We start from the raw sequence: 20,487 nt of genomic DNA, 5'->3' as shown, positions 1-20,487 counted from the left end.
AATAGATTCTCCAACGCGGTTAAAAAGCGCAGAAATATTTCCGGGAAAATGTTTGAAAGCATTAACCGCCAAAAACACAGTATCCTTAAAACTGGACACACTTTTTTCTTCCTTCTGTGTTTCGGCAGTGACCGCAGTTGATGCCTGCCGCGCTGCCTCTTCCAGTTCCTTATTTTTAGCAATCATAACATCTACATCATTTCCATAGATATCATACCGTTTTCCATTGTCTGGTGTTGCCAATACAGACGCATTGTTGTTCGTGATGGTTCCTGAAAATACTGACGCTTTCTCTTTCCTGAGCCGCTCCATCTCGTCTGCTGCCTTTTTGGCAGCTTCTGCCATGCCGTCTACTTTACGGGAGGTTGCAGACACTGCAGTCCCTGAATCTGAAAACGTTTTGTCCAATTTTGCAGATAAACTGTCTACCAACGCAGAAAGCCTATCTACCGCCTTTTCCAGACTGGAAGTTTCAAAACCAGAGGTATCAATCTTCGTGTCAAATATTAAGCTGCCATCTGATGCCATGCTCTCACCTCATTTCCGGGTATAAAAATAAGACGCCTTTCGACGCCTACCCCAATAGCCTATTCCAATAGTCAATTTCTGCCTGTTCCTCTTTTGTGTGTTTACGTTTCAAATCACACTGTCTTTTATTATTCCGGTAAAATTCCTGCTCCCATTTTTCCAGTTTCTTTCCCTTTGCTCTTTTCTGGCGAATGCCAAGAACCGTAGAAAACGTTCCTTCTTCTATTTCCATAAAATATCCCATAAATGTCCACCAATGGACGTATTCTTTCCCCCTTACCTCACATCCGGCAACTTTGTTTACTGCCGGAAATATGATCGCCTCATCTTGCTCCCAATCCATTACTTTTACCGCACTTTTTTTATCCTCTTCCTGCTGTCCACAGTCCAGAAACCACAGCGCCTGCTTGATAGCTTCTGGAAAAGCGTCTGGGGGGATACAGTTTAAGTCCCCATACAGTATGGTCAGCATCACTTCATACTGTTCATCCAAATATAATTCTGGATCATTAAACGCCTGCATGATAACGAGGATATCACGGAAATCGGTTCTGATATCAAGAACACTGCCTGACACAGTTAAGGACGTCGGCAGCCTGCCTATCATTTTGAATATCCTCCAGTATATTTTTTCACACGCGCCTGACTGGCGGCATTAAATTCAGCAATCTCGTTTTTGATAATCGACATCATGGAGAGCATAAAGGCTTCAAAAAGGAACATCTTTTCCTTCCCCACAGTACATAAAGGGGACTGTCCAGCAAACACAGTGTCATAAACGTCTGCATTAAATATATAGTTCAGTTCCTTCCGCATCATAGAATTAAATGATCGTAAAGCGTCTGACGATTCTTCTGATCCATCTACAGGCGTTCCGTCTGGATTTAATGGGATTCTTTTAATTTGCTCCTGATATTCTGCTATATGTTTCTGCGCCTCTTCTGATCGGATGAGCAAGTTCAGATCTCCTGGATTGATACGAATCACCCTTGCCTCGTCCCCATTGATAGAAAATGTTTTTATTCCCTCATCAAAATTGATACTCTGCATCCTTTACCTTCTCCCCTTCATTCCTTTCCATCCTCTGTAAACGTCTTAGTTGCTAATGCAAACAGTCCCTTGACCCGATTCCCGGTATGATGTACATTAAATGGAATCTGGTATCCGGTTGTATCACCTCCATAGCTGGAAACCTCAATAATAGCATCTTCCTTATACGCAACATAAGAACCGGTCTTGGTCTCATGCTCTTCCCAAAGATGTACCTCTACTACAGAGGTTTTCAGATCATCCAGGGTCTGACGCTCATCAATAATGGTCTGCAAACGCCCAAACAAAGGATCCCCAATCTCTGCATAATACGGCTCGGCGGATGCCTGGGGCTGATAGCTGTCCAGATTTACGGATGTTTCCCCCCAGATATTACTTTTGGTGTCTACATTGGCATTCATTTCCACGTTAAACTCTTCCAGGTCCTTGCCTAAGCGGACATATTTCGCCGTACCCCCGGAAGCTGCCGGCGCTGCCGCATCAATATAGTGTGCCATGAATTTACGCTTGATTTTCCCTGTTACTGTTCCTGGCATTTAAAATTCCTCGCTTTCTATTTTGTACTGGGCGTAGATCTGAAGCTGATACATTACGCCGCTGTCAATGGTTTCACCCATCAGTCCCATGCTCATTGCATTGGCTGTGCTTGCCTTTAAAAAAGTTCCCTTTAACTCCTGTTCTCCGGCCTGAAATGTCAGTTCATCCCCGGACGGCAGCCGCTCCAGCCAGAGCGACAGTTCCAGAAGGAAGTTACTGTTTGCCAGCCGGTTATAATCCGTAAAGGACTGGCCGACCGCATACATAACAAATTTATGCTGCCAGATCTGATTCCCCAGCACATCCTCTTTTACCAGGCTGTCCCCGTTGCTGGACAACCCATAGTTAACCGGCTCCGGCTCCGTAAAATCAATATGGATCCCATCCCCGGCCAGAAACTCAGATATCTTTGGGTACTCCGTCAATGTCTGGCGCATATAATCTATGATTGTCATTAGTTTCCCCTCCTGTCTGCCAGAGCCTGTGCCGCCCGGAGGATATCATCCTTGTGGTCTGCTTTCATCCGCTCAAACCACTTCTTCCCCCTCATAGGGGCCCCGGCGTAGGTCAGTTCTTTACCTGTAGGCTCTTTAATCTCATTCTTTTTTGCCCAGGCGCTGCCTGTACTGGGAGACACATACAGGACGCCCTCATAGAGGTAATGGGCATATGGCCCAGGGATATCAATCTGCCCGGATCCGATCACTGTTGCCATAACCATCATGTGCTCCAGCTCTCCCGCCTGTCTGCGGGGCATATATGGGGCCATGTACCTCATGCACTCGCTGTCTACCAGCTTTTGCACTGGCCCTCCTTCCTGTAACCCACGGGCTCTCAGAAGATCCTTCGGAGGCTTCATTTCAAATTTAATTTCCATATCTGCCTCCTTACTTGCAGGACAGTTCATAATGCCATACGGATTCGCTGCCATACAGCCTTTCATCCACAGTAGTAACCGTCACATAGTGATAAGCAGCCTTTAAGGCTGCCAATGATTTCGACAAGGTCTCTTGGCTGTCGCAGTCAATCTCATCCAAGACAACACCTTTAACAGCCAGATCCTTGCCTCTGGTAAATCGCAGAGAGCTGTCCAGATTCTCATAGGGGATTACCAACAGGACAGAGGCTGCATCCCTCTGCCCTGTCTTAAGAAATGTGGACTGCTGCACATCCTCCCAATACACTCCCTCAATGGGAACACGGGTATAATGTACATCCTTGCCCTCTTTGCTGTACAAATACAGCGTTACGTCTGCGTTGGTATACATATCACACCCCCTGATAACACAGGCCGGTATTTCCAAGCCATTTCATCACGATGGCCCTCTGTTCTCTGGTAAACGCAGAATTGCTTTCTCCAGTAGTTCCGAAGCTGACAGAATAAGTTCCTACCTTCTCTGACGTTTTCCCTCCAGCATCTTTCCTCTGCTTTTCCCTGGCATACTCTGTTTCTGCCAGTTCGCAGCAGCACAGACGCGCTGCCTCTGGAATCTTGGCCGCATTCTCCAGACGGCCGAACGTATAGTGGTCAATGATCTGGCTGGCCTGACGGGCATAAAAGTCAAAACCGGCGCTGATGGCCGGCTTACGCCCCAGCAGGTATCGGTCCGTATAAAATCCTTCATCTGCATAACTCATCAGCACCATGGCTCCTTTCTACGCATTGGGGATCAGAGTGATCGCCTTAGGTACCGCAGCCTTGTCTACAGTTACGGTCTCCGTGATCGTGCCATACCCATTCTTTTTGATCTTTGCCGGATAAGTACCTGGACGCAAATAGAACTCTGCCACGCCGGCGGCGTTGGTTTTCAGTCGGGAACCATTCACATCCACAATAGCGCCTTCAACGGCCTTAGGCTCGCTGTTGTTATCCTTGACTGTAAAAGTAACCTTCTGGGTGGTTACTGCAGTTGCAGGCTCCAGATATGCAAACGGGCAGCCCACGCGGTCCTCATCCATACGGGTTGCAGGGTTCGGCAGCGCCCAGCCCATACGGAACACGATTCGCAGCGCTACCATGTCCTGCTGGGCCAGGTTGTAAACGATCTCCTTTGTGGTTGGATCCTGGATCACGCCCTGATCAATGATTTTAACAGTTACATCCTGACGGATTGCATATACAGCCTGCTTGAAATCTCCGACGATCAACTGTGCAATTTTTCCATCATAAGATCCATTTTGTGGGAAGTACATCGGAGCTCCATCAAGAGCATAGTTCGTAGTTCCCTGCATATCTGCCTTAAAAATCGGCATTCCGTCTGTGGACTTAATGCCTCTCAGCTTTGCCCGCATTCCCATGGATGCCAAGGCTCCGGTCACCATATACCCATCCTCTTCTACCTTGGAAATCACGCCCCCCTCGCCAAGCAGAAGCGTGTAATAGTCTGAATTGGATCCCGATGCCACATTATTTCCTGCCTGGCGGGCCAGGGTAATAATATCATTCTGCCATGCTGCTGGGCGATTCGTGCCAAAGATAACCGCGGAGTCCACAGCCTTTCCGATAGCCTCATTCACTCTTGGGGTAATTTCTCCAAAAATATCAAACTCTGCATCGTCTGCAACCGCTTCAGGGATCGGTACAATAACAGCCAGCTCAGCGGCATTGATGTACACATTATCCCATGCCTGCTTACTGGTCTGCTTCATGCCAGTATCGCCATCTACCCAATGTGCATCGGGCAGAAAATCCAGTACACGGATACGGGTCTGGTTGCTTGTCATATTGGGCAGCTTGCGTGCCAAAGACATAAATACGGACTGTTTTGGTGCGTCCTGAAAAATCGTAGAAACTACCTGCTCCCGGATAATAGCCTCTGTATCGGCTCTGTTCGTAATATGTACTGCCATATTGTTTCCTCCTTATTCTCTTCCTAAAATGCTTCTTAATGCTGCATTGGCTCTGGCTTTTGTGTCCTCTGCTGCCGCACCGCCCGGACCAGGCGTAGTGGAAACCACTCTGGGGATATTGATATCCTGAAACAGATAAGCATTATCCTTCTTTACAACATCCAGAGCTGCCTTAATATCTGCCTCCTGGTTCTTGCTGGCCTTCAGCTTTTCGACATCCAGGAACGGCATGACAGCCTTCAGATCACGCGGCTTAAAGCCCTCTGCTGTTGTCTTCAGAAGGTCATTGAAATCCCTGTCTGCAATCTGTTTCTGGTACTCAGTTTCTTTTACCGCCAGATCAGAAGTCAACTGGGTAATCTTTCCCTGGAGTTCCTGCACATTTACGCCCTCAAAACTTTTAAGTGTAGCCTGAGCTGCCGCAAGCTGCGCCTTATAATTGTCGCGGTCCTGCTTGACTCCATTCAGCTCTCTGCCATACTCGGCCATAACATAATCGATCTGCTCCTGTGTCAGACCTTTTGCCTGTAAATCTTCTGTTTTCATTTCATATTTCCTTTCTTTCCATGATTCGCCGTTAGGTTATTTATAGGTGTGTAACCATCCACCAAACGAAAGACTGTTTTAGGTCTCATCATCTGACCGGAAAAAGGCATAAAAATAACACCCAGGCCCCGCCTGCGTGCTTATGACTAATTCTATGACTTGCTATGACTTATTCGATTTTTCCACACCTCACGCACCGCCGCACATACCCGCCAGCCTCCCGGCTCCAATGCTTACGGTACCTGTGCCTGCATCTGCGCTGTCTCCACCATGTAATCAGTCCCATGAGCTCACCTCCCATCACTCAACCAGTTTCCAGCCTGCCGGGTACGCATCCGGCCCCCATACACAGCCGTCCATCTGGCAGATATACCGCTTGCCGTCCGCGTAAGTCATCTTATCGCCTGTGCTATAAGCGTCATGTGCCCCGGTGGGCTGTACCCATGCGGGGTACTCCTCCGTCTCCGGCGGGGTGACGCTGCCGCCTTCCAGCTTGGCGATCCGGGCCGTCAGGCTGAGGATTGTCTTTCCCATCTCAGTCATGTTGGTGTACAGGGTGTCGATCTGTTTCTGCAATGGGGCATAACTGTTTTCCGGGTCGGCGCGGGTACGGGCCAGATCAACCAGCTCCGTGCGCTCCTCATCCGTGAGGGCGCCTTGAAGCCAGATGGTATCGATCTTTTTCAGAATATCCGTCAGTTCATAGCTGCCCGACTGGATTACGTTTCTTATAATCTCATGCATTATGTACCTCCTACTGCATCTAAAATGGTCTTATTAAGGGCCGCAAATTTGTTGTCGATATAGGTCTTGGTATCAGCGGTATAGGTTGTCTCCATATGGCACCCCGCGTCATTGCTCACAACCGTAGTCGGGCTGTACGTCCGAAGGGCCTTGTAGGCGGCGATCTCTTCCGGGGTGAGGCCGCGTTCGATGGGGGTATCCAAATAGGTCATTACTTTCATTGGATTTTCTGCGAGGAACGCTTTCCAGTTGGCAAGTCCTTTATCTTCAAGACTTTCATCATAAAAACGATTACTGACGGTATATAATATTGAATTACCAACCCCCAGCCATATGGATTCGATAATCTCGGTATTTTCCGAAACAGTAAACATATTGCAAAATCCAGCTCGTCTACTGTCAGAGAATGGCAGGATACCATCAATCATATATCCTTTAAATCTGGACGATGAATAGATACGCCAATCCTCACTCCCATCAAATACCTTCTGCCATCTTCTCTCGATATATTTCTCTCTTTCCAGATCGATCTCGTCGCATACCCACTGCTGGCCCTTGGCATCTGTATAGTTGCCGCCGGATGATACCGGAATCCCCGGAAGGCCGTTTGGGGCGGATAGCGTAAGGGACTGGGAGGTGCGGTAGGATTCATAGGTTTTTACATCACCAACGGCAAGCATATATTCTAGTCCAGACGTCTGTGTGAGTAAATCGTAAAAACCTTTAACAGGCTTACTTCCTATAGATTTGCAAACCTTGGTTTGTCCTTTATCAATACTAAACCAGACATTTGAATCATCGGTTCCGATAAATTTAATATTGCCACCATTTGATGCTTTTCCATTCGTCATAAGAGTAACTACCGTGTTTGCTTCCAACGGAGATTCGCAAAAAACATTGTAATTGTTGGGTTTTAACAGATTACTGCCAGCTACCAATACCTCAATACTACCGCTCTCCCCCGCCGTCTCCATCTCCTGCGGAGTTTCCGGGCTTGGCGTTCCCTTCTGATCCGTCCGCCCAAACACCCGCAGCCCCTTAAACGCCCGGCCCTCGGCGGCGTCCTTGATGGTGATGTCTGTGCCAGTGGCAGTAATCTTGATCCCCGGTGCCAGATCAGTTATGCCTTCTGCCAAACCAGCTATGTCGGCCTTATTCTGGTTGATCTGCTCCCGATCGGCCTCAACACCTGCCGCCGCTTCCTGCACTCGCTGTACTTGCTTATCGCCTTCCGCAGTGACTGCCTGTACTGCTGTTGTTTTGGCTGTCTCTACCGCATTTGACGCACCCTGCCCGGCTGTCTTAATAGCATCTACCTGGGCCTTGCCCGCAGCATTAACATCTGATACTGCCTTCCCGGCTGTATCTACAAAACCTGCTGTTGTCTGCTCAACTTCTGTCTTGTCCGCTGCCACGTCCTCACGCATCTGCTGTACTGCCTGCCGGGCGCTTGCAACCTCCTGCCGGTCTGCCTCCGTGTCTGCGGCATACTGTCTGGCCCCATCCTCTGCCGCCTCTGCGCCCGTTTGGGCCTGTCCTGCGGCTGTCTCTGATAACTTGGCCGCCTCTGCCGACAGGGCCGCTTCTGAGGCCGCCTGCTGCACCTGAGAGAGCATACCGGCTACTGCCTGTTTGTCCTGTGCCACGGTATCAGCGTTAATCTCCGCCTGATCTGCCAGCCCCTGGACGGTTTCCAGATGTTTCCCCGCCTGCGTGGCTGCCTCCCTGGCCTCACCCGCGGAGGATACTGCCTCCTTTCCCGCGTCCTCTGCCCTCTTGGCGGCCTCATTGACAGCCTCGATGGCCTGACGGAAGATCTCCCCATCTTCTGGAGCCTCAAAAGCCTCTGGCATGGGTCTTGCCCTGACCTGTATCTTGATCCGCTTGATCGTTTCACCAGATACCTGATCTGCCAGGTACACCCACGCATAGATCTGATAGTCCTTAGAGTTTCCGGCTCCTTCTAACATACTGTCCGGGATCGGGACAGTTGTTATCCCATCCTGCGTTACTCCCACACGGGTCACAGCTTCGCCGCCGGTTTCCTGTAGTGCGAAGTGAATCTCAACCGCCGCCGGAAGATTTAGGCCCTGGATCCGCAGTTCCTGCCCGTAATCCCACTGCCACACGCCGTAAACCTGGGCGTAATCGTTATTCTCTGTAAATACTGCTGTAATCATCGGTTTCACCTCCCTGTTGCGACGTCGCACAACCTAAAAATGCATACAAAAAAACCACCGGCCATTACTGACTGGTGGTATCTACTCTTCTTCCCATTCGGTTAAAGCTTCGCTTTCTTTTTTTAATCGTTCTAATTCTGCATTTCTTTCCTCTTCCGTCATTTCCTCATGGACTATGACATCCTTACCTCTTATTTCAATTCCCTCCATTCGATTCCAAACTCCTTCTCAAATTCTTTCAATGCTGTCAACTGCGCCTCTTCTATGTCATAAGTGTATGGCCTCGAAACATATTTGTCAACAGTCTTATTAAAATATTCACTGCGGAATGGTTTGTCTCCAGCTTTATACTGAAACACTCTTCCATCATGGGTAACTATCACTCCAAAATCATATCCTCTTGCTCCAGCGGAAACAAAATCCCCTCCTGTAGGATATACATTTGTTGGATGGTTATGCATCCCTATAACTCCCTCTGTTCTAGCATAATTCTGGATTTCCTCAATTTCTTCTTTAGATAATTCTACTCCCAAATTATTCGATCCATTTGTTTTTGAAAAAAGTCTTTTTCCGCTTTTGGCACTAATAATATACAGATCTTCTCCATCGCTTCCGTTTCTATGCACAAGCATGGCTCTTGCATATTTCCGCAAAGCGTCATTTACTGCTGAATTTCCAGTAAGTTGCGTAAATTTACTTCTGAACAAATCGGATTCAATCTTTTTCAGATCAACAATATTGCTACCCTTACGAAGATTTTCAATATTCGCACTTTCTGTTTCAATCTGAATAGAAGATTTTTCCCTCTCAGATACATCTTTTCCAATTTTCAGCCGTTCCCGCTGCTGCCTAAGCCCCATTTCCTTTGAAAACTCCACATAGGTCTTATCCGTCAGCCTCAGCCTGCCCTTAGCCGCTGTAATATCATCCGGGTCAGCCTTAGCCGCCACTAAAAGCTTAATATCCTGTTTCTGCTTTCGGATTGTACGCTCCAAGCGTCTCTGATACTGCAAGGCTCCATATGTATCATATTCACGCCCTTTAAATAGCCTTTTTTCGTTTTCTTTCCGATTCTGCTCTTCCAGCCATTCATCTGTATATTTTCTCTGGCTGATTCCTGGAAGAAATGGAAAGCGGATATGGTAGCAGTTAATCCCGGCAAATCCCAGCATTTCACCCAGCCCACAGACGGTTCTCATCTCCTCAGAAGAATAAACCCTTCCCTGCCAGCTCTGATGATTCAGATACCCGGTTCCTGTGTTTCTGGCCCCCATGTGCCAGTCCACTTCCCAGTAATCCGTCCCCAGTTCTTTTGCGTTCTTTTCGTTTACTTTGTCCGTGATCTGGGCGATTCCTGTCATAACTGCACGGCGGGCGGCTACTTCGATCCGATCCGATTTGCCGGATGCATAATCAACCGTTCGTATGCCGCTGGCTGTCATCTCATCAATAACCTCTCCTACCGCCTGACTGTATGTCCTTGTGCCTGTGGTAATTCCCAGCATAGCCTTGTCCAAACTGCGCTCCAGATACTCAGAAAGCGGGGTAAACACTTTCCTGCCTCCCATATGCACATTAAAACCTGTGGTTTTTGTGATATTTTCCATAGGCCTTAGGGTGTCCTTGGTCTGTTCCCTGACAGCCTCCGCTACCTGCTGGAGCCACTGATTATCCCCATAAGGCACATAGTCCTGTCCGGCAGCCTCGTATATCTCCTTGTTGCGGATGTAATCGGACTGGATTGCCTGATCATAGATCTGGTCGATCTCAAGCCCCGCCGATCCAACGCCATCCCGGAGCAGGCGCTTAATTTCTTTCCTGCTTTTACCAATAGCATCCATACGGATCAACAGCCAATCAATGACTGGGGTGATCTGAGCCACTTCCCGGATCCGCTGTATGATCTCAGACATAACAGACAGTTCCAACGCTGTCATGGTGCGCTCTAATGGCTTTGGCAGCTTCTCCAGTTCTTCGGGCGTCATGGTATCACTCCTCTGTCAGTGCAGGCTCCGGTAGGTTTTTAGTAGCCTCTTCCAGCGTCTCCCCGTACCACTTACTGCGGTACTCAGCCAATGACATTACGCCCATAGCCACATCCTGCCGATCTGTCTGCCGCTCCGTTTCCGCATCCACGATGATACTGTCATCCCAAACAAAGGATACCTGATAATCATTTCCCGGAGGGATCAGGCCATACAGCACCGCCCAGAAGTTCATTGCGTACACCAGATCTTCCAGAGCTCGCTGTAAAGCCATCTGCGTGTCGGAAACAAACGTGTAAGACCTCTGCTTGCTGACCTTGATCTCTGTGGCCGTCTTATCCACATTCTGGGGATCTGACAGGGTGCCATATGCCAGATTACAGGCAAACTCAATCAGCCGCAGCTGGGCATTGAATCCGTTAAACAGGGCGGTATCTCGAATTCCGGGAGAAAATGTATCAATAAGCGGCTTGTCTGTGGCTCCTGCCTCGTAGTTCAACTCCCGATATAATCGTTTTTTTCCTCCCGGATATTCAAACTTATCCCTGTCTTTGTTGTATTTCAGCATACTCTCAGCAATATGAACCGCAAGCTGCGTGCCCTCATACTCCCAGCAGATATTTGAGTACCTCCGGTCCGCTTCCGCTACCAGCTCGTCTGCTCTGGAATATACCGATACCCCCAACGGGCTGTCTGTGTCCTCCGCATTTGCCATAGGTACCTTGAAATACCCAAACAGGAGCCTGTCCGATCCCGCAAGTGATATCTCCGGCACCAATTCAGACCAGCGGTCCACGCTGCTGACCTCGAGCTCTGTTCCCAGGCTGTAATCGTTGGTAGCCACGAAAGCCCTGTTTGTGATGTGGATTACATCATTCTGCAGCGTATGTACTTCCAGCCGGGTATATATCTTCTTTCCTTTTCGGAACTGTTCCGTAAACACGCATTGCATGATCCGGCCCGAATCATCGAACGACAGCGGGAAAAAGCTGTCTGCCTGCACATACTGGATTGCAAGCCCTGTTTTCGTCATATACGGTTTAAGAATCAGACCGCCCTTTGCGCACCCGTATTCCACATAGCGCCGCAGATCAGCCAGCACCTTTTTCTGGTACTCCTGGTTCAGATATTCAGCCGCCGCGCCGCCGGTTATCTCCGACTGCATCTCCAATGTCACCAATCTTGCAATCTCTGAGGCGATAGCTGCCGGTATCTGTGCGCTCTTGACTGTTTCCCGGTCTACCCAGGGAGCATGATTCTCGTACATGGCTGTCCATAACTCAATCGCAGAGGCCATCTGAGAAGTCAGGCATACATCTATCTGCGTGTCGGAATTCTGATTCAATATCTCTGTGATCGCTGTCAGCATTTTTGAAAATTTCATCCTCATCACCTCTATTCGTACCGGATAAACCGGCTGATATCCCGCTCAAATGTGTACTCAAACGCGTCCAGTGTATCTATATCACTGGTACCATCATCCAGCCTCACATCTTCCACAAGACTCTTTTCCTCATCCCACAGTGCAGTAGTAAGGGCATCCTCCAGCGTCTGGCACTGATCTTTCGTGTAAGAAAAGCGGTGCTGGCTGAGCATCCGCTGCGTAAAACGTATTCGGTCATTGATTGTTGTCTTAAGTGCGTTCTCGATCCGGATCCATCCAAACCCCGACTTCCTGACAGCCGTCCTCAGTCCTGCAATCAGCGTCTGCTCTGCGCTGTCGCAGTAAACAGCAGTAATGAAGCCGTATAGGTTGATGATCTTCAGACAGAAGTCTACGAACAGATTCCCCAGCTTATCCGGGTCAATGCTTCCGTTTTTGCTCATATGGCGCTCACTGGCAAGGGCAGTAATACTGTGGTAAGCCCTGGAATATGCTGTAGCCACAAATGCGTGGCCGGAGCCGGAACCGCCAAAGTCGACGCCGATATTGATCTGCATGATACTCTTAGGCTTTTCATAGATTGCAAAGGGATTAACCCCTCCACTGGATACTGCGTCGCACATCAGCTTATACACAGATCCTTCTGCCGCAACCCACAGCCCACGGATGTACCGGTCATATAGGACCGTCCCTTTGTACTCCTTACAAAGCTCATCCACAAATACAGGGCTTACAAATGGATTGTCAAAAAGTTCATACTTCTGGCAGTAAATATCAGCGTCTGAATCCAGAAACTGCTTAAACCAGTGCTGTGGGGCATCCGGGTTGCACGCCCCATCAAAACAGGAATATGGCTTATCAAGACGGGATTTAAGCATATTAAATACGTCCTGGTTCCAATCCACCACCTCATCACCATAGCAGTATTTCAGTGAAGATCCCCGGATCTTAGATACCTGACTGACCTTTTCGGCCCCGAGGCAGTAAACATCCTCGCCAAACATCGGGCAAATGTTCTGGGAATTGATATCTCCCACAAGATTTGTACCCCAGATTCGTTGTAATGGTTCGATGATGTTACGCTGGATCGTGCCCTTAGACACGCCCAGAATTGCCACCAGGCCCTCTTTTCCGGCTCTGGCACGGATTCTCTTGGGAATTACATAATAGTCCATATAAGTCTTTCCAGAACGTGTAGCACCTACCTTGATATTCCAGCGGTGGTTTGCGTTCTGGAAAAACTCCTGCTGCTTATCGGAAAATGGCATATCACACAACCCCTTTGATCTCACTCAGAACCTCATCCAGGCGGCTCAGCTCTGCGTCATTGTCTGTCCCTTTCAGCTTATCCGTCTGGGCTTTGATCTGGGCGATGCGGGCTCTCTGCTCTTCGGTGGCCAGATCCATGTGATTCGCCAGCCAATTCAATGCCTTCATACGGTCAGCCAGTTTTATACTTGCCCCATCTTTGCCCTGTTTCACCTCAGTAATCAATGTACCGTCTACCTCCGCTGATTCCCGGAAGCGGACTGTATTGACCTCTTTCATCAGTGGGGTTTTCTCTCCTGTCTCCGGATCTTTTATCTCCACCGGTCCAAAAGCTCCCATAACCTGGATTTCCTCCCGGCCAAATTCTACATAGTCCGTAATGTCTGCAAATGCAATATCCATGTACTTCTGAAAGATATCGTGCTCATCCAACAGCTCACGATTAAGCCTACTTTGTTTAAGACGCATGATTTCGTCACGCACTCCATCATTCTCCAACAACCGATACCCTATTGATGCAGCCGTATCATAGCTACAGCCATATGCTTTCTGATACGCTTTGGTCACATTAAAACATCGGACATAATGCAAACAAAAAAGCCGCTGCTTGTCAGTGAGTTCGAGGTTTTCCATAACCTGTTCCACATCCTCCGCAATGACCTTTCCTCTTTTCTGCTTTCTGTTCGTTTTATTTGCCGAACGATCATTATTTTTATCCGAACGCTCGTCATCCCACTTGTAAGTGGATTTCCATCGGCGAACCGTTCCTTCCGGCAGGTTTAGTTGACTTGCAATCTCAACTAATTTTGTTCCCTGAAGGTACATGGCTTTCGCCTGTGTAATTCTTGAATCTGGCGCTCTCGCCATGCTGTCTCACCTCGATTCGTCAGTTTTGGTAAAAGAAAAGAGATAGCCGGGGCTACCTCAAATCAATATCTTGTATTTATCCACACATTTTCCACAATATGTTGACAAAAAAAGAAAGACCCCTGCCAAAGCAGGAGCCTCTCCCAAGGAGAATAACGCATGAAAAAAAATGAAACTGAATCGTGGAAACCGGAATCGAACCGGTGACCTGCGGCCCATAAGGCCGTCGCTCTTCCGCTGAGCTATCCCGCAAAGGAAAAAGGGGACGTCCAGCCCTGGGCCGGAACCAGAGCCAGACGATCCGGCCGCGGGGCTGCGACACCCGGCGGCCGACTGGGGCTAAGTGTAAGCCGTCGGCTGTATGCCTTTGGCTTCGGATTTTATTATAAAACGACTTTTCCGACATAAACGACCTTTTTTACTTAATTCCACAACTTTTTAGATACTTATCTCGGATATGTAACCTCGGATAGTCTGGGTTATCCCGATACCCCAGTCTTTTTGCAACCTCTTTCCATGGCAGCCCATCCAGATAGAAATATTCAAATACTTTCCTGGTAGCCGTATCCTCGATTGCCTCAACCCACTTTCTAATTTCTTCTGCTTCTGCCTCTTTCTGATCCAGAAGCCGGCGCTTTCTTCTATATCGTTCACCATCAAAGCCCACCACTGCCTGCGGACGTTCAAAGCCCTTACTATAGTCTTTTATGACGCTGCTCCCCAGCCCTGCATCTGTTGTATTCATTTCATTCAGTTCCCACCTCAGGATCGCAATTTCCTGCATCAGTCTCTTGTAGCTTTCCAAGCGCTTTATTGTCATTTCCAACGGTATCACCTCCTGTATCTCTCATCCGGACACAATGACGTATACGCATAGGCCGGCATCCGGGCTGACCCCCCATCCAGCTTAGGCCCCCGGATCGCCTCTGCGTCACTGGCTGCTACTGCCCGCTCTCTCCGCAGCCGGTTCGCCTTCCTTTGGGCCTCCGTTTTTACAATCCCCATTATGTATCCCTTCTTTCTGGCCCCGCAGCAGGGCTATGGCGTATTCCAGGTATGGATTTTTCTTCTGCCACATTGTTTCCTCCTGGGCTATATGTCAGTTTAGTTACACTCCTGTCCTTCTCGTTTGTTCCATGCTTTTACAACAGATTCAATGGCACCACCTGTCGGACGTCCTTGTGCATATCCGTCTACAAGACATTTTGTCATCGCCCCACATTTTTCACATATAACTCTTACGCCATCCTCAACATGTACAACCGATTCTCCACCACAAAACGGGCACGGCTTTAATTTGATATCACTCATTTCCACTCCTCCTAAACCCTAATTAACGTACAGCTTGAATCACCATGGTATGCCTGGCATTACATGGTTTTGGCATTACGTCATTCTCCACAATCATCCACGCAATTGTCCCATCATACTCAATATCCTTCGTATCTGCATAGAAATCCACCTTCTGCACCCATCTTTCTCCTGTGAAACATACCCTGGTGATCCATATCTCACAATCCTCCTTCGGTAATTTGTCTCTGAAATCATAATCAATCAGTATCCATCTATTCATGGTCTACCTCCGTCAAATCTTAATTTTCCAGCTCAATCCCCATAACAACATATCCTGGCTGTATTCCAACAAATTTATCATCAATCAGATATATTACTTTTGCTTTTGCCTCTCTTCCAGAATATTTGATGTTGTCCCACTCCTTTAGAATCAGAACATCACCAATGCAAAATTTCCTGTCATCTTTTCTGATCTCAAACTTCTTTTTTCCAGAAAGCACATCTTCAAAATATTTCGGATAAATTTTTAATTCATGTTCCATATCAGACCTCCAAAATTCTTAATTTTAAATAAAATCAAATATACTTATTTGCCGTTCCTCCCAATATAACCGTTCTTCCCAGTCATGGATGCTTGTATTGGTTAGGATGTTCCACTTATGGCCGATAAGCTCCGGTTCATTCTCCAGCTTCAGAAGCTTATCCCATAAATCTTTATGATTTGTTCTAAGATGTTTCAATTCCGCATATTTTGCATTAGGGCAGAACCAGCATCCTCCCCTTGGTGCAAAATCGTATATCGGGGATAGCAAATCATATTTCTTGCACAAGTCGAACGCCATTTGCTCTGTATATCCATACTTCTCAAGCATAGATATTTTATTTCCAGAATTTGCAATGCGTTCCATTCTGACTGGCTCATCAACGGCTATACCAATATACTGGGTAAATTCTTCATTTATTTCATTTAAGAATTTTCTTATCTGTGGCATTTTGCAATCCCTATTGATTAAACACCTTCCTGACATCGGAAAGCCTAACTTTCTTCCAATCCGTTTCCCCTTAGTCGCTATGTGGTGAAAGCAATCTAAGTATGTTTTCTGTGAATGAAGTATCTTTACCTCATATCCCCAACTTTCAAATATCGGAATTGCCTTGTTTTTGATGAAATCAATATGCTCTGGAAGTTCGCCGCTGGTATTTTCATCAAACATCACTTCTGAGAAGATAATCAAATCCAACGGCTCATTGTGCTCATGTGCCAGAATAATACTTGCTGTACTGTCTTTCCCACCACTCCAAGAAGCAATGTGCTGCATCCTCTACTCCTTTTTTATTCTTTCAACCTTAATTTTCTTCATTCAGCCAGTCACGTATAAAATCCCGGCCAGCATCATGCGTACACGTTCCAAGGCAGCCATTCCCAAAATCAGGACATCTTTCCGCACAATCGAATGGAATTTCATGAAATAATTCCGTCAGTTCTTCTTCGCTCATGCTTTTTATGCGATCTATGTTTTTCATCTTCTCCTCCAAAGGCTAATTCTGTTCTATACATGATATCAACACATATACTATCCTGAGGTGATATCATGGATTCTTGTGAACTTACAGTAACGATTTCTGCTCTGGCCTGCTGTATTGCCGATGGCAGGTCTCCGGAAGAGATCGCCCTGATCAGTTCCATCTTTGTACAGATCGGTGACTCTCTGGCCACTATGGCTGCACATCAGGCCCTCTGTGCTCCCAAAGATACCAAGTAATTCCTTGGGAGAAACTCACTCCTCTGGCCGGTATGGCTCCGGCAGCGGCTGCCAGGCAGTCACTGTGTCATACACATTTGCCAGATTCCTTTTCTCTTTTTCCACTAGATCACAGTATACCCATTCGTTATAATCATCGGAGTACTGCCAGATCCCTTCGCCTATATATTCTGCCTTATACACACCATAGTTCTCTGGGTGGTATGTCTTTTTCTCTTCTGGAAGCCAGTCAGCGTCATAATCGCTGATCCATTTAGAATGTTTTACAGTCGCCCAGACTGGTTCTCCTAGCTTCGGCAGCCTCTCCTCCACCGGGATCCAGCGGTGCTCCGATGTTTTTCTGTTCGCGTTTAACGCCTTGATTTCTTCCGGCGCCAGACCGGTATCCTCGTACTCCATCAACTTCCAGAGGGCTCCATACAGCCGCTCCCGTAAAGGCTTGGTGATTACCTGTCCTTCATGCAGCTGTTCCCATGACACTCCCTCCAAGCACCAATTTCCCTGCTCATCTTTCTGTGTTAATCTCTTCATTCCCGCCTTCCTCCTCCCATTCAAGTGCCTCGCCGCATATCTGGCAGTATTTCTGCCCCAGCTCAATCCTCTCATTCTCACATACTGGGCACATAAATCTTTCTTTTCCCTGCATCAAAATCTTAGCCATGGCTATTCTCCTTTCCTGATCGGCGTTCCTGCCCCTTCATCATCCGCCTTAACATTCGATTGGAAGCGACACTTTCTATTGTGCAGCCTTGTCCGCTTCCAAATTGTTTACTATACGCTGTCAAACCTACCGCCATACCAGCCGTTCGAGTTTTACTTATTCTACTTTTCCCCATCTTTTTTACCTCACTTCATATAATCAAATAGCGTTGGGGCCTCAATCTCATCTTCTGCCGCCTGTAAATACCCTACTCCATCCCGGAAGTAATCTGGATTCAGTTCAATTCCATATCCCTTCCGATGCATCTTAACCGCAGACATAGGTACCGTCATAAGGCCGCCGAACGGATCCAGCACCTCATCTCTCTCATTGGAATAACGGTTAATGATCCGTTCCACAATATCAAGCTGTAAGGGGCATACGTGCATCTGGGCCCGTCTCCGGGACTGGTTCGTGTTAAGCGTCCGCATCCGGTTTATATCGTCCCATACTTCCCAGGCCCAGCTCCCAGGTGCCACCACCATAAAGGTGGCAGGCAGCTTTCCGTCCGTGTCCAGCTTTCTGGCTAACGCTACATGATCTTCATAATTGTAGACAGTACCCCTGCTGTATTTGCGGTACACAGCCTGCAGATTATCAACGGATACCTTTCCCAACTCTTCCCTGCTGATTAACCGATCGCCGGAGCTGCGCCAAAACCCATGCGCATCAATCTGCCACTGTGCCCTGGTGTATTCCTCCTTGGTTTTTTTGACTGGTTCATCCGCATAGGCTGTGGACCGGTCTGTAGGCAGTTTGCGGAACAGCAGGATATACTCCGGACAGCCTACACCCATTTTGGAGCCATCCTTGCACTGTTCGCTCCATCCAAGCCGGTAGGTCTGGTTATTTTCCCGCACCACATCCGTCACCACGGTAATCATACCGAAATATTGGAACCCATGTTTTATGTAATGGTTGATACAGAGTGCATGGAAGGGTTCCACCGTAGGCATCCCAGTGCCGGTGGCATTTCCGTACAGTACCCGGTCTTTCACATGGACCGCCGCCACCCGTCCAGGCTTCAACACCCGCAAAAGCTCCGGCGTCAAAAAGTCCATCTGTTCAAAAAATCGTGCCGTGTCCTGGTTATGGCCGAAATCATTATAGTTTGCGCTGTACTCATAATGGTTGCCAAACGGGATGCTCGTATGGATCAGCCCAAAGCGGCTATCTTCCAGTCTCCGGACTGCCTCCACACAATCGTCATGTACTGCTGTATAATTCTTTCCGTTTATCTCCACAGTTTTTACCCCCATCTTTCGCTTTAATGCCTGCTCTTTTCCTGTTCTGGAAAGTCCATATTTCCGTACAATCTCAATCATCTTTTCCACCATGTGATCGTGGTTTTTCCATTTCTCCAGCAGTGCCTCTTTGATCTGGCGCTCCGATTCCATGTAGATGATGTCAATCACCACCGGCTCAGTCTGTAAAAAACGGTAACACCGGTGGATTGCCTGAATAAAATCGTTAAATTCATAATCAATCCCCAGAAATATCTCCCGATGGCAATACCGTTGGAAATTGCACCCTGATCCGGAAAGAGATTTCTTGGTTGCAAACAGACGGATCCTCCCGTCTGAAAAGGCAATTACCCTTTCTTCTCTAACCTCATAATCCTGAGAACCGTAGATGTCCGCGGTTTCCGGCAGTGCTGCCCTGATTGCGTGCCGCTCCGCCTCCTGGTCATGCCACAACACAAAATGATCCTCCGGTGATTCTTCTACCAGTTCTTTCATTTTCTGTACCCGGGCATCAATGCTTTCCCGTTTTACCTGTGCCGCCTCCTTAAGACCGACGGCCGCATCCTGAAACAGGCTCATCTGTCCATCCCGGTCAATGGCATCCCCATAGTGTACCGGGATCTCATGCCATCGTACCTCTAACGGTGGAAGGTCATAGCCTGCATCTGGATAATCCGGGCTGACATCAGAAGGCTTTGTGACAAACAGCGCCCAGCTTGATACCCACAACCAAAACTCATCTTCCATATTGGGGTACAGGGTCAGGTTGTTAGCCTTAGTGCTGTCCCTCTGAAAGAACCGGGTAAGAGCCTGGCCGGTATCCATCACTTCCAAGTAGCCGGCATAATGAATCAGCTCCTTGTATTTGTTCGGGCTCGGCGTTGCTGTGGCCACCAGCTTATAAGGCACGCCCTTGAACTTATCCAGGAACATCTGGTAGGTCTTGCTCCCGAAGCTGCGGAGCACCGATGCCTCGTCCAGGCTCGTTGCCGTAAAATATACCGGGTCAATATCGCCGTCCCGGACCCGCTCATAGTTGGTCAGTACAATGTCGGAATCGGCTGCCCTGACCTCCTCCATGGTGCGGACATACTGCGGTTTCCCGTATCCCAGAAGTTCCACGGCGTCCCGCTGAAACTCCTGTTTTACACCTAACGGGCAGACAATCATCGCCCTGCCGCCCTCATGACGCACTGCCTGGCGGCAAAATTCCAGTTCCTGCACCGTCTTTCCCAGGCCAAAAGATTCAAACAATGCCCTGCGGCCGCCACGCAGAGCCCAGACTACTGCATCTGCCTGGTGTGGTTTTAACGCCGGATTGATCTCTGCCCGGTCTGCTAAAAAACCGCTGTCTGGCGCAATCTCTATCTTACTTTTCAAAAACTCTAAATATTCCATATCTTTATAGAAGCCTGCATATGCATTACCCCGGCCGGAGGTTCCAGCTCCTTTCATTTTTTATCTTCTCATTTTCTGTATCCCTGAAATCAGGTTCTTCCGGTTTTCTGCCGCTATGACATCTCGGATTGATTCTTCAGGGAACGGGA

At 48.1% G+C, this 20,487-nt stretch carries 27 protein-coding genes and 1 tRNA gene; 1 reads left to right on the top strand and 27 read right to left on the bottom strand.

The window, feature by feature from the left end:
• Positions 1-574: 574 nt before the first annotated feature.
• The 24 genes from HW447_RS00135 to HW447_RS00025 all read right to left on the bottom strand — a co-directional run bounded on the left by HW447_RS00135 (position 575) and on the right by HW447_RS00025 (position 16,757).
• Positions 575-1,135, bottom strand: a complete 561-nt coding sequence (locus HW447_RS00135; protein WP_176253303.1) for a Gp15 family bacteriophage protein — start codon at positions 1,133-1,135, stop codon at positions 575-577.
• Positions 1,132-1,578, bottom strand: coding sequence for a hypothetical protein (locus HW447_RS00130; protein ID WP_176253302.1), 447 nt, complete (start codon positions 1,576-1,578; stop codon positions 1,132-1,134). The genes HW447_RS00135 and HW447_RS00130 overlap by 4 nt, the downstream gene beginning before the upstream one ends.
• A gap of 17 nt (positions 1,579-1,595) precedes the next feature.
• A complete protein-coding gene (locus HW447_RS00125; RefSeq protein ID WP_176253301.1) occupies positions 1,596-2,114 on the bottom strand; it encodes a hypothetical protein in 519 nt (172 codons plus the stop codon).
• A complete protein-coding gene (locus tag HW447_RS00120; protein ID WP_176253300.1) occupies positions 2,115-2,570 on the bottom strand; it encodes a hypothetical protein in 456 nt (151 codons plus the stop codon).
• Positions 2,570-2,992 carry a minor capsid protein gene (locus tag HW447_RS00115; protein ID WP_176253299.1) on the bottom strand — a complete coding sequence of 141 codons (423 nt, stop codon included), beginning with the start codon at positions 2,990-2,992 and terminating at the stop codon, positions 2,570-2,572. The genes HW447_RS00120 and HW447_RS00115 overlap by 1 nt, the downstream gene beginning before the upstream one ends.
• Before the next feature lie 10 nt (positions 2,993-3,002).
• Positions 3,003-3,383, bottom strand: coding sequence for a DUF6751 family protein (locus HW447_RS00110; protein WP_176253298.1), 381 nt, complete (start codon positions 3,381-3,383; stop codon positions 3,003-3,005).
• 1 nt (position 3,384) lies between these two features.
• Complete coding sequence (locus HW447_RS00105; RefSeq protein ID WP_243176159.1) at positions 3,385-3,753, bottom strand: head-tail connector protein; 369 nt, start codon at positions 3,751-3,753, stop codon at positions 3,385-3,387.
• Between the two features lie 18 nt (positions 3,754-3,771).
• Positions 3,772-4,965, bottom strand: coding sequence for a phage major capsid protein (locus tag HW447_RS00100; protein WP_176253297.1), 1,194 nt, complete (start codon positions 4,963-4,965; stop codon positions 3,772-3,774).
• A 12-nt stretch (positions 4,966-4,977) separates the two neighbouring features.
• The gene (locus tag HW447_RS00095) at positions 4,978-5,511 is read right to left on the bottom strand and encodes a phage scaffolding protein (RefSeq protein ID WP_176253296.1); all 534 of its coding nucleotides are present in this window, start codon (positions 5,509-5,511) and stop codon (positions 4,978-4,980) included.
• Between the two features lie 300 nt (positions 5,512-5,811).
• Positions 5,812-6,255 carry a hypothetical protein gene (locus tag HW447_RS00090; protein ID WP_176253295.1) on the bottom strand — a complete coding sequence of 148 codons (444 nt, stop codon included), beginning with the start codon at positions 6,253-6,255 and terminating at the stop codon, positions 5,812-5,814.
• A complete protein-coding gene (locus tag HW447_RS00085) occupies positions 6,255-8,435 on the bottom strand; it encodes a hypothetical protein (RefSeq protein ID WP_176253294.1) in 2,181 nt (726 codons plus the stop codon). The genes HW447_RS00090 and HW447_RS00085 overlap by 1 nt, the downstream gene beginning before the upstream one ends.
• Before the next feature lie 81 nt (positions 8,436-8,516).
• Positions 8,517-8,645 (bottom strand): hypothetical protein, encoded by a 129-nt coding sequence (locus HW447_RS18095; protein WP_279285635.1) that lies wholly within the window; start codon positions 8,643-8,645, stop codon positions 8,517-8,519.
• Positions 8,627-10,420 (bottom strand): phage minor capsid protein, encoded by a 1,794-nt coding sequence (locus HW447_RS00080; protein ID WP_176253293.1) that lies wholly within the window; start codon positions 10,418-10,420, stop codon positions 8,627-8,629. The genes HW447_RS18095 and HW447_RS00080 overlap by 19 nt, the downstream gene beginning before the upstream one ends.
• Positions 10,421-10,424: 4 nt before the next feature.
• Positions 10,425-11,804, bottom strand: coding sequence for a phage portal protein (locus HW447_RS00075; protein ID WP_176253292.1), 1,380 nt, complete (start codon positions 11,802-11,804; stop codon positions 10,425-10,427).
• Between the two features lie 11 nt (positions 11,805-11,815).
• The gene (locus tag HW447_RS00070; protein WP_176253291.1) at positions 11,816-13,072 is read right to left on the bottom strand and encodes a terminase large subunit domain-containing protein; all 1,257 of its coding nucleotides are present in this window, start codon (positions 13,070-13,072) and stop codon (positions 11,816-11,818) included.
• A gap of 1 nt (position 13,073) precedes the next feature.
• Entirely contained in the window at positions 13,074-13,940 is an 867-nt protein-coding gene (locus HW447_RS00065) for a terminase small subunit (RefSeq protein WP_176253290.1), read from the bottom strand.
• Positions 13,941-14,120: 180 nt separating this feature from the next.
• A tRNA-Ile gene (locus tag HW447_RS00060) sits at positions 14,121-14,192 on the bottom strand.
• Positions 14,193-14,358: 166 nt separating this feature from the next.
• Positions 14,359-14,766 carry a hypothetical protein gene (locus HW447_RS00055; RefSeq protein ID WP_176253289.1) on the bottom strand — a complete coding sequence of 136 codons (408 nt, stop codon included), beginning with the start codon at positions 14,764-14,766 and terminating at the stop codon, positions 14,359-14,361.
• A 105-nt stretch (positions 14,767-14,871) separates the two neighbouring features.
• Positions 14,872-15,018, bottom strand: a complete 147-nt coding sequence (locus HW447_RS00050; protein ID WP_176253288.1) for a hypothetical protein — start codon at positions 15,016-15,018, stop codon at positions 14,872-14,874.
• A 26-nt stretch (positions 15,019-15,044) separates the two neighbouring features.
• Positions 15,045-15,251: a Lar family restriction alleviation protein gene (locus HW447_RS00045; protein ID WP_176253287.1), complete on the bottom strand. Its 207-nt coding sequence runs from the start codon at positions 15,249-15,251 to the stop codon at positions 15,045-15,047.
• A 22-nt stretch (positions 15,252-15,273) separates the two neighbouring features.
• On the bottom strand, positions 15,274-15,513 hold the full coding sequence (locus HW447_RS00040; RefSeq protein ID WP_176253286.1) for a hypothetical protein: 240 nt from the start codon (positions 15,511-15,513) through the stop codon (positions 15,274-15,276).
• 19 nt (positions 15,514-15,532) lie between these two features.
• Entirely contained in the window at positions 15,533-15,775 is a 243-nt protein-coding gene (locus HW447_RS00035; RefSeq protein WP_176253285.1) for a DUF3850 domain-containing protein, read from the bottom strand.
• A gap of 24 nt (positions 15,776-15,799) precedes the next feature.
• Positions 15,800-16,552 (bottom strand): adenine nucleotide alpha hydrolase family protein, encoded by a 753-nt coding sequence (locus HW447_RS00030; RefSeq protein ID WP_176253284.1) that lies wholly within the window; start codon positions 16,550-16,552, stop codon positions 15,800-15,802.
• A gap of 28 nt (positions 16,553-16,580) precedes the next feature.
• On the bottom strand, positions 16,581-16,757 hold the full coding sequence (locus HW447_RS00025) for a hypothetical protein (RefSeq protein ID WP_176253283.1): 177 nt from the start codon (positions 16,755-16,757) through the stop codon (positions 16,581-16,583).
• Positions 16,758-16,825: 68 nt separating this feature from the next.
• On the opposite strand from HW447_RS00025, the gene HW447_RS00020 reads away from it, so the two are divergent.
• Complete coding sequence (locus HW447_RS00020) at positions 16,826-16,996, top strand: DUF6774 domain-containing protein (protein ID WP_176253282.1); 171 nt, start codon at positions 16,826-16,828, stop codon at positions 16,994-16,996.
• Positions 16,997-17,011: 15 nt separating this feature from the next.
• Here the strand turns inward: HW447_RS00020 and HW447_RS00015 are convergent, their stop codons facing one another.
• The 3 genes from HW447_RS00015 to HW447_RS00005 form a co-directional block, all read right to left on the bottom strand.
• Positions 17,012-17,527, bottom strand: a complete 516-nt coding sequence (locus tag HW447_RS00015; protein WP_176253281.1) for a DUF551 domain-containing protein — start codon at positions 17,525-17,527, stop codon at positions 17,012-17,014.
• On the bottom strand, positions 17,502-17,657 hold the full coding sequence (locus HW447_RS00010) for a hypothetical protein (RefSeq protein WP_176253280.1): 156 nt from the start codon (positions 17,655-17,657) through the stop codon (positions 17,502-17,504). Before HW447_RS00010 ends, HW447_RS00015 begins: the two co-directional genes overlap by 26 nt.
• A 185-nt stretch (positions 17,658-17,842) precedes the next feature.
• Positions 17,843-20,395: a DNA methyltransferase gene (locus HW447_RS00005; RefSeq protein ID WP_243176158.1), complete on the bottom strand. Its 2,553-nt coding sequence runs from the start codon at positions 20,393-20,395 to the stop codon at positions 17,843-17,845.
• Between the last annotated feature and the right edge of the window lie 92 nt (positions 20,396-20,487).

It is taken from the genome of Enterocloster alcoholdehydrogenati, from assembly GCF_013282095.1.
Classification (GTDB): Bacteria; Bacillota; Clostridia; order Lachnospirales; family Lachnospiraceae; genus Enterocloster; species Enterocloster alcoholdehydrogenati.
Note: the sequence above shows the minus strand (reverse complement) of the source record. Positions and strands in the feature narration are given on the sequence as shown.

Coding starts and splice junctions, on each gene's coding strand:
- HW447_RS00015 (WP_176253281.1), bottom strand. CDS start 17,527: ATGAAGAGATTAACACAGAAAGATGAGCAGGGAAATTGGTGCTTGGAG.
- HW447_RS00040 (WP_176253286.1), bottom strand. CDS start 15,513: ATGAATAGATGGATACTGATTGATTATGATTTCAGAGACAAATTACCG.
- HW447_RS00025 (WP_176253283.1), bottom strand. CDS start 16,757: ATGAAAAACATAGATCGCATAAAAAGCATGAGCGAAGAAGAACTGACG.
- HW447_RS00070 (WP_176253291.1), bottom strand. CDS start 13,072: ATGCCATTTTCCGATAAGCAGCAGGAGTTTTTCCAGAACGCAAACCAC.
- HW447_RS00085 (WP_176253294.1), bottom strand. CDS start 8,435: ATGATTACAGCAGTATTTACAGAGAATAACGATTACGCCCAGGTTTAC.
- HW447_RS00010 (WP_176253280.1), bottom strand. CDS start 17,657: ATGGCTAAGATTTTGATGCAGGGAAAAGAAAGATTTATGTGCCCAGTA.
- HW447_RS00045 (WP_176253287.1), bottom strand. CDS start 15,251: ATGAGTGATATCAAATTAAAGCCGTGCCCGTTTTGTGGTGGAGAATCG.
- HW447_RS00065 (WP_176253290.1), bottom strand. CDS start 13,940: ATGGCGAGAGCGCCAGATTCAAGAATTACACAGGCGAAAGCCATGTAC.
- HW447_RS00105 (WP_243176159.1), bottom strand. CDS start 3,753: ATGAGTTATGCAGATGAAGGATTTTATACGGACCGATACCTGCTGGGG.
- HW447_RS00035 (WP_176253285.1), bottom strand. CDS start 15,775: ATGGAACATGAATTAAAAATTTATCCGAAATATTTTGAAGATGTGCTT.
- HW447_RS00120 (WP_176253300.1), bottom strand. CDS start 2,570: ATGACAATCATAGATTATATGCGCCAGACATTGACGGAGTACCCAAAG.
- HW447_RS00130 (WP_176253302.1), bottom strand. CDS start 1,578: ATGCAGAGTATCAATTTTGATGAGGGAATAAAAACATTTTCTATCAAT.
- HW447_RS00100 (WP_176253297.1), bottom strand. CDS start 4,965: ATGGCAGTACATATTACGAACAGAGCCGATACAGAGGCTATTATCCGG.
- HW447_RS00005 (WP_243176158.1), bottom strand. CDS start 20,395: ATGAAAGGAGCTGGAACCTCCGGCCGGGGTAATGCATATGCAGGCTTC.
- HW447_RS00050 (WP_176253288.1), bottom strand. CDS start 15,018: ATGTGGCAGAAGAAAAATCCATACCTGGAATACGCCATAGCCCTGCTG.
- HW447_RS00020 (WP_176253282.1), top strand. CDS start 16,826: ATGGATTCTTGTGAACTTACAGTAACGATTTCTGCTCTGGCCTGCTGT.
- HW447_RS00110 (WP_176253298.1), bottom strand. CDS start 3,383: ATGTATACCAACGCAGACGTAACGCTGTATTTGTACAGCAAAGAGGGC.
- HW447_RS00075 (WP_176253292.1), bottom strand. CDS start 11,804: ATGAAATTTTCAAAAATGCTGACAGCGATCACAGAGATATTGAATCAG.
- HW447_RS00095 (WP_176253296.1), bottom strand. CDS start 5,511: ATGAAAACAGAAGATTTACAGGCAAAAGGTCTGACACAGGAGCAGATC.
- HW447_RS00115 (WP_176253299.1), bottom strand. CDS start 2,992: ATGGAAATTAAATTTGAAATGAAGCCTCCGAAGGATCTTCTGAGAGCC.
- HW447_RS00090 (WP_176253295.1), bottom strand. CDS start 6,255: ATGCATGAGATTATAAGAAACGTAATCCAGTCGGGCAGCTATGAACTG.
- HW447_RS00080 (WP_176253293.1), bottom strand. CDS start 10,420: ATGACGCCCGAAGAACTGGAGAAGCTGCCAAAGCCATTAGAGCGCACC.
- HW447_RS00125 (WP_176253301.1), bottom strand. CDS start 2,114: ATGCCAGGAACAGTAACAGGGAAAATCAAGCGTAAATTCATGGCACAC.
- HW447_RS00030 (WP_176253284.1), bottom strand. CDS start 16,552: ATGCAGCACATTGCTTCTTGGAGTGGTGGGAAAGACAGTACAGCAAGT.
- HW447_RS00135 (WP_176253303.1), bottom strand. CDS start 1,135: ATGATAGGCAGGCTGCCGACGTCCTTAACTGTGTCAGGCAGTGTTCTT.
- HW447_RS18095 (WP_279285635.1), bottom strand. CDS start 8,645: ATGGAGGGAATTGAAATAAGAGGTAAGGATGTCATAGTCCATGAGGAA.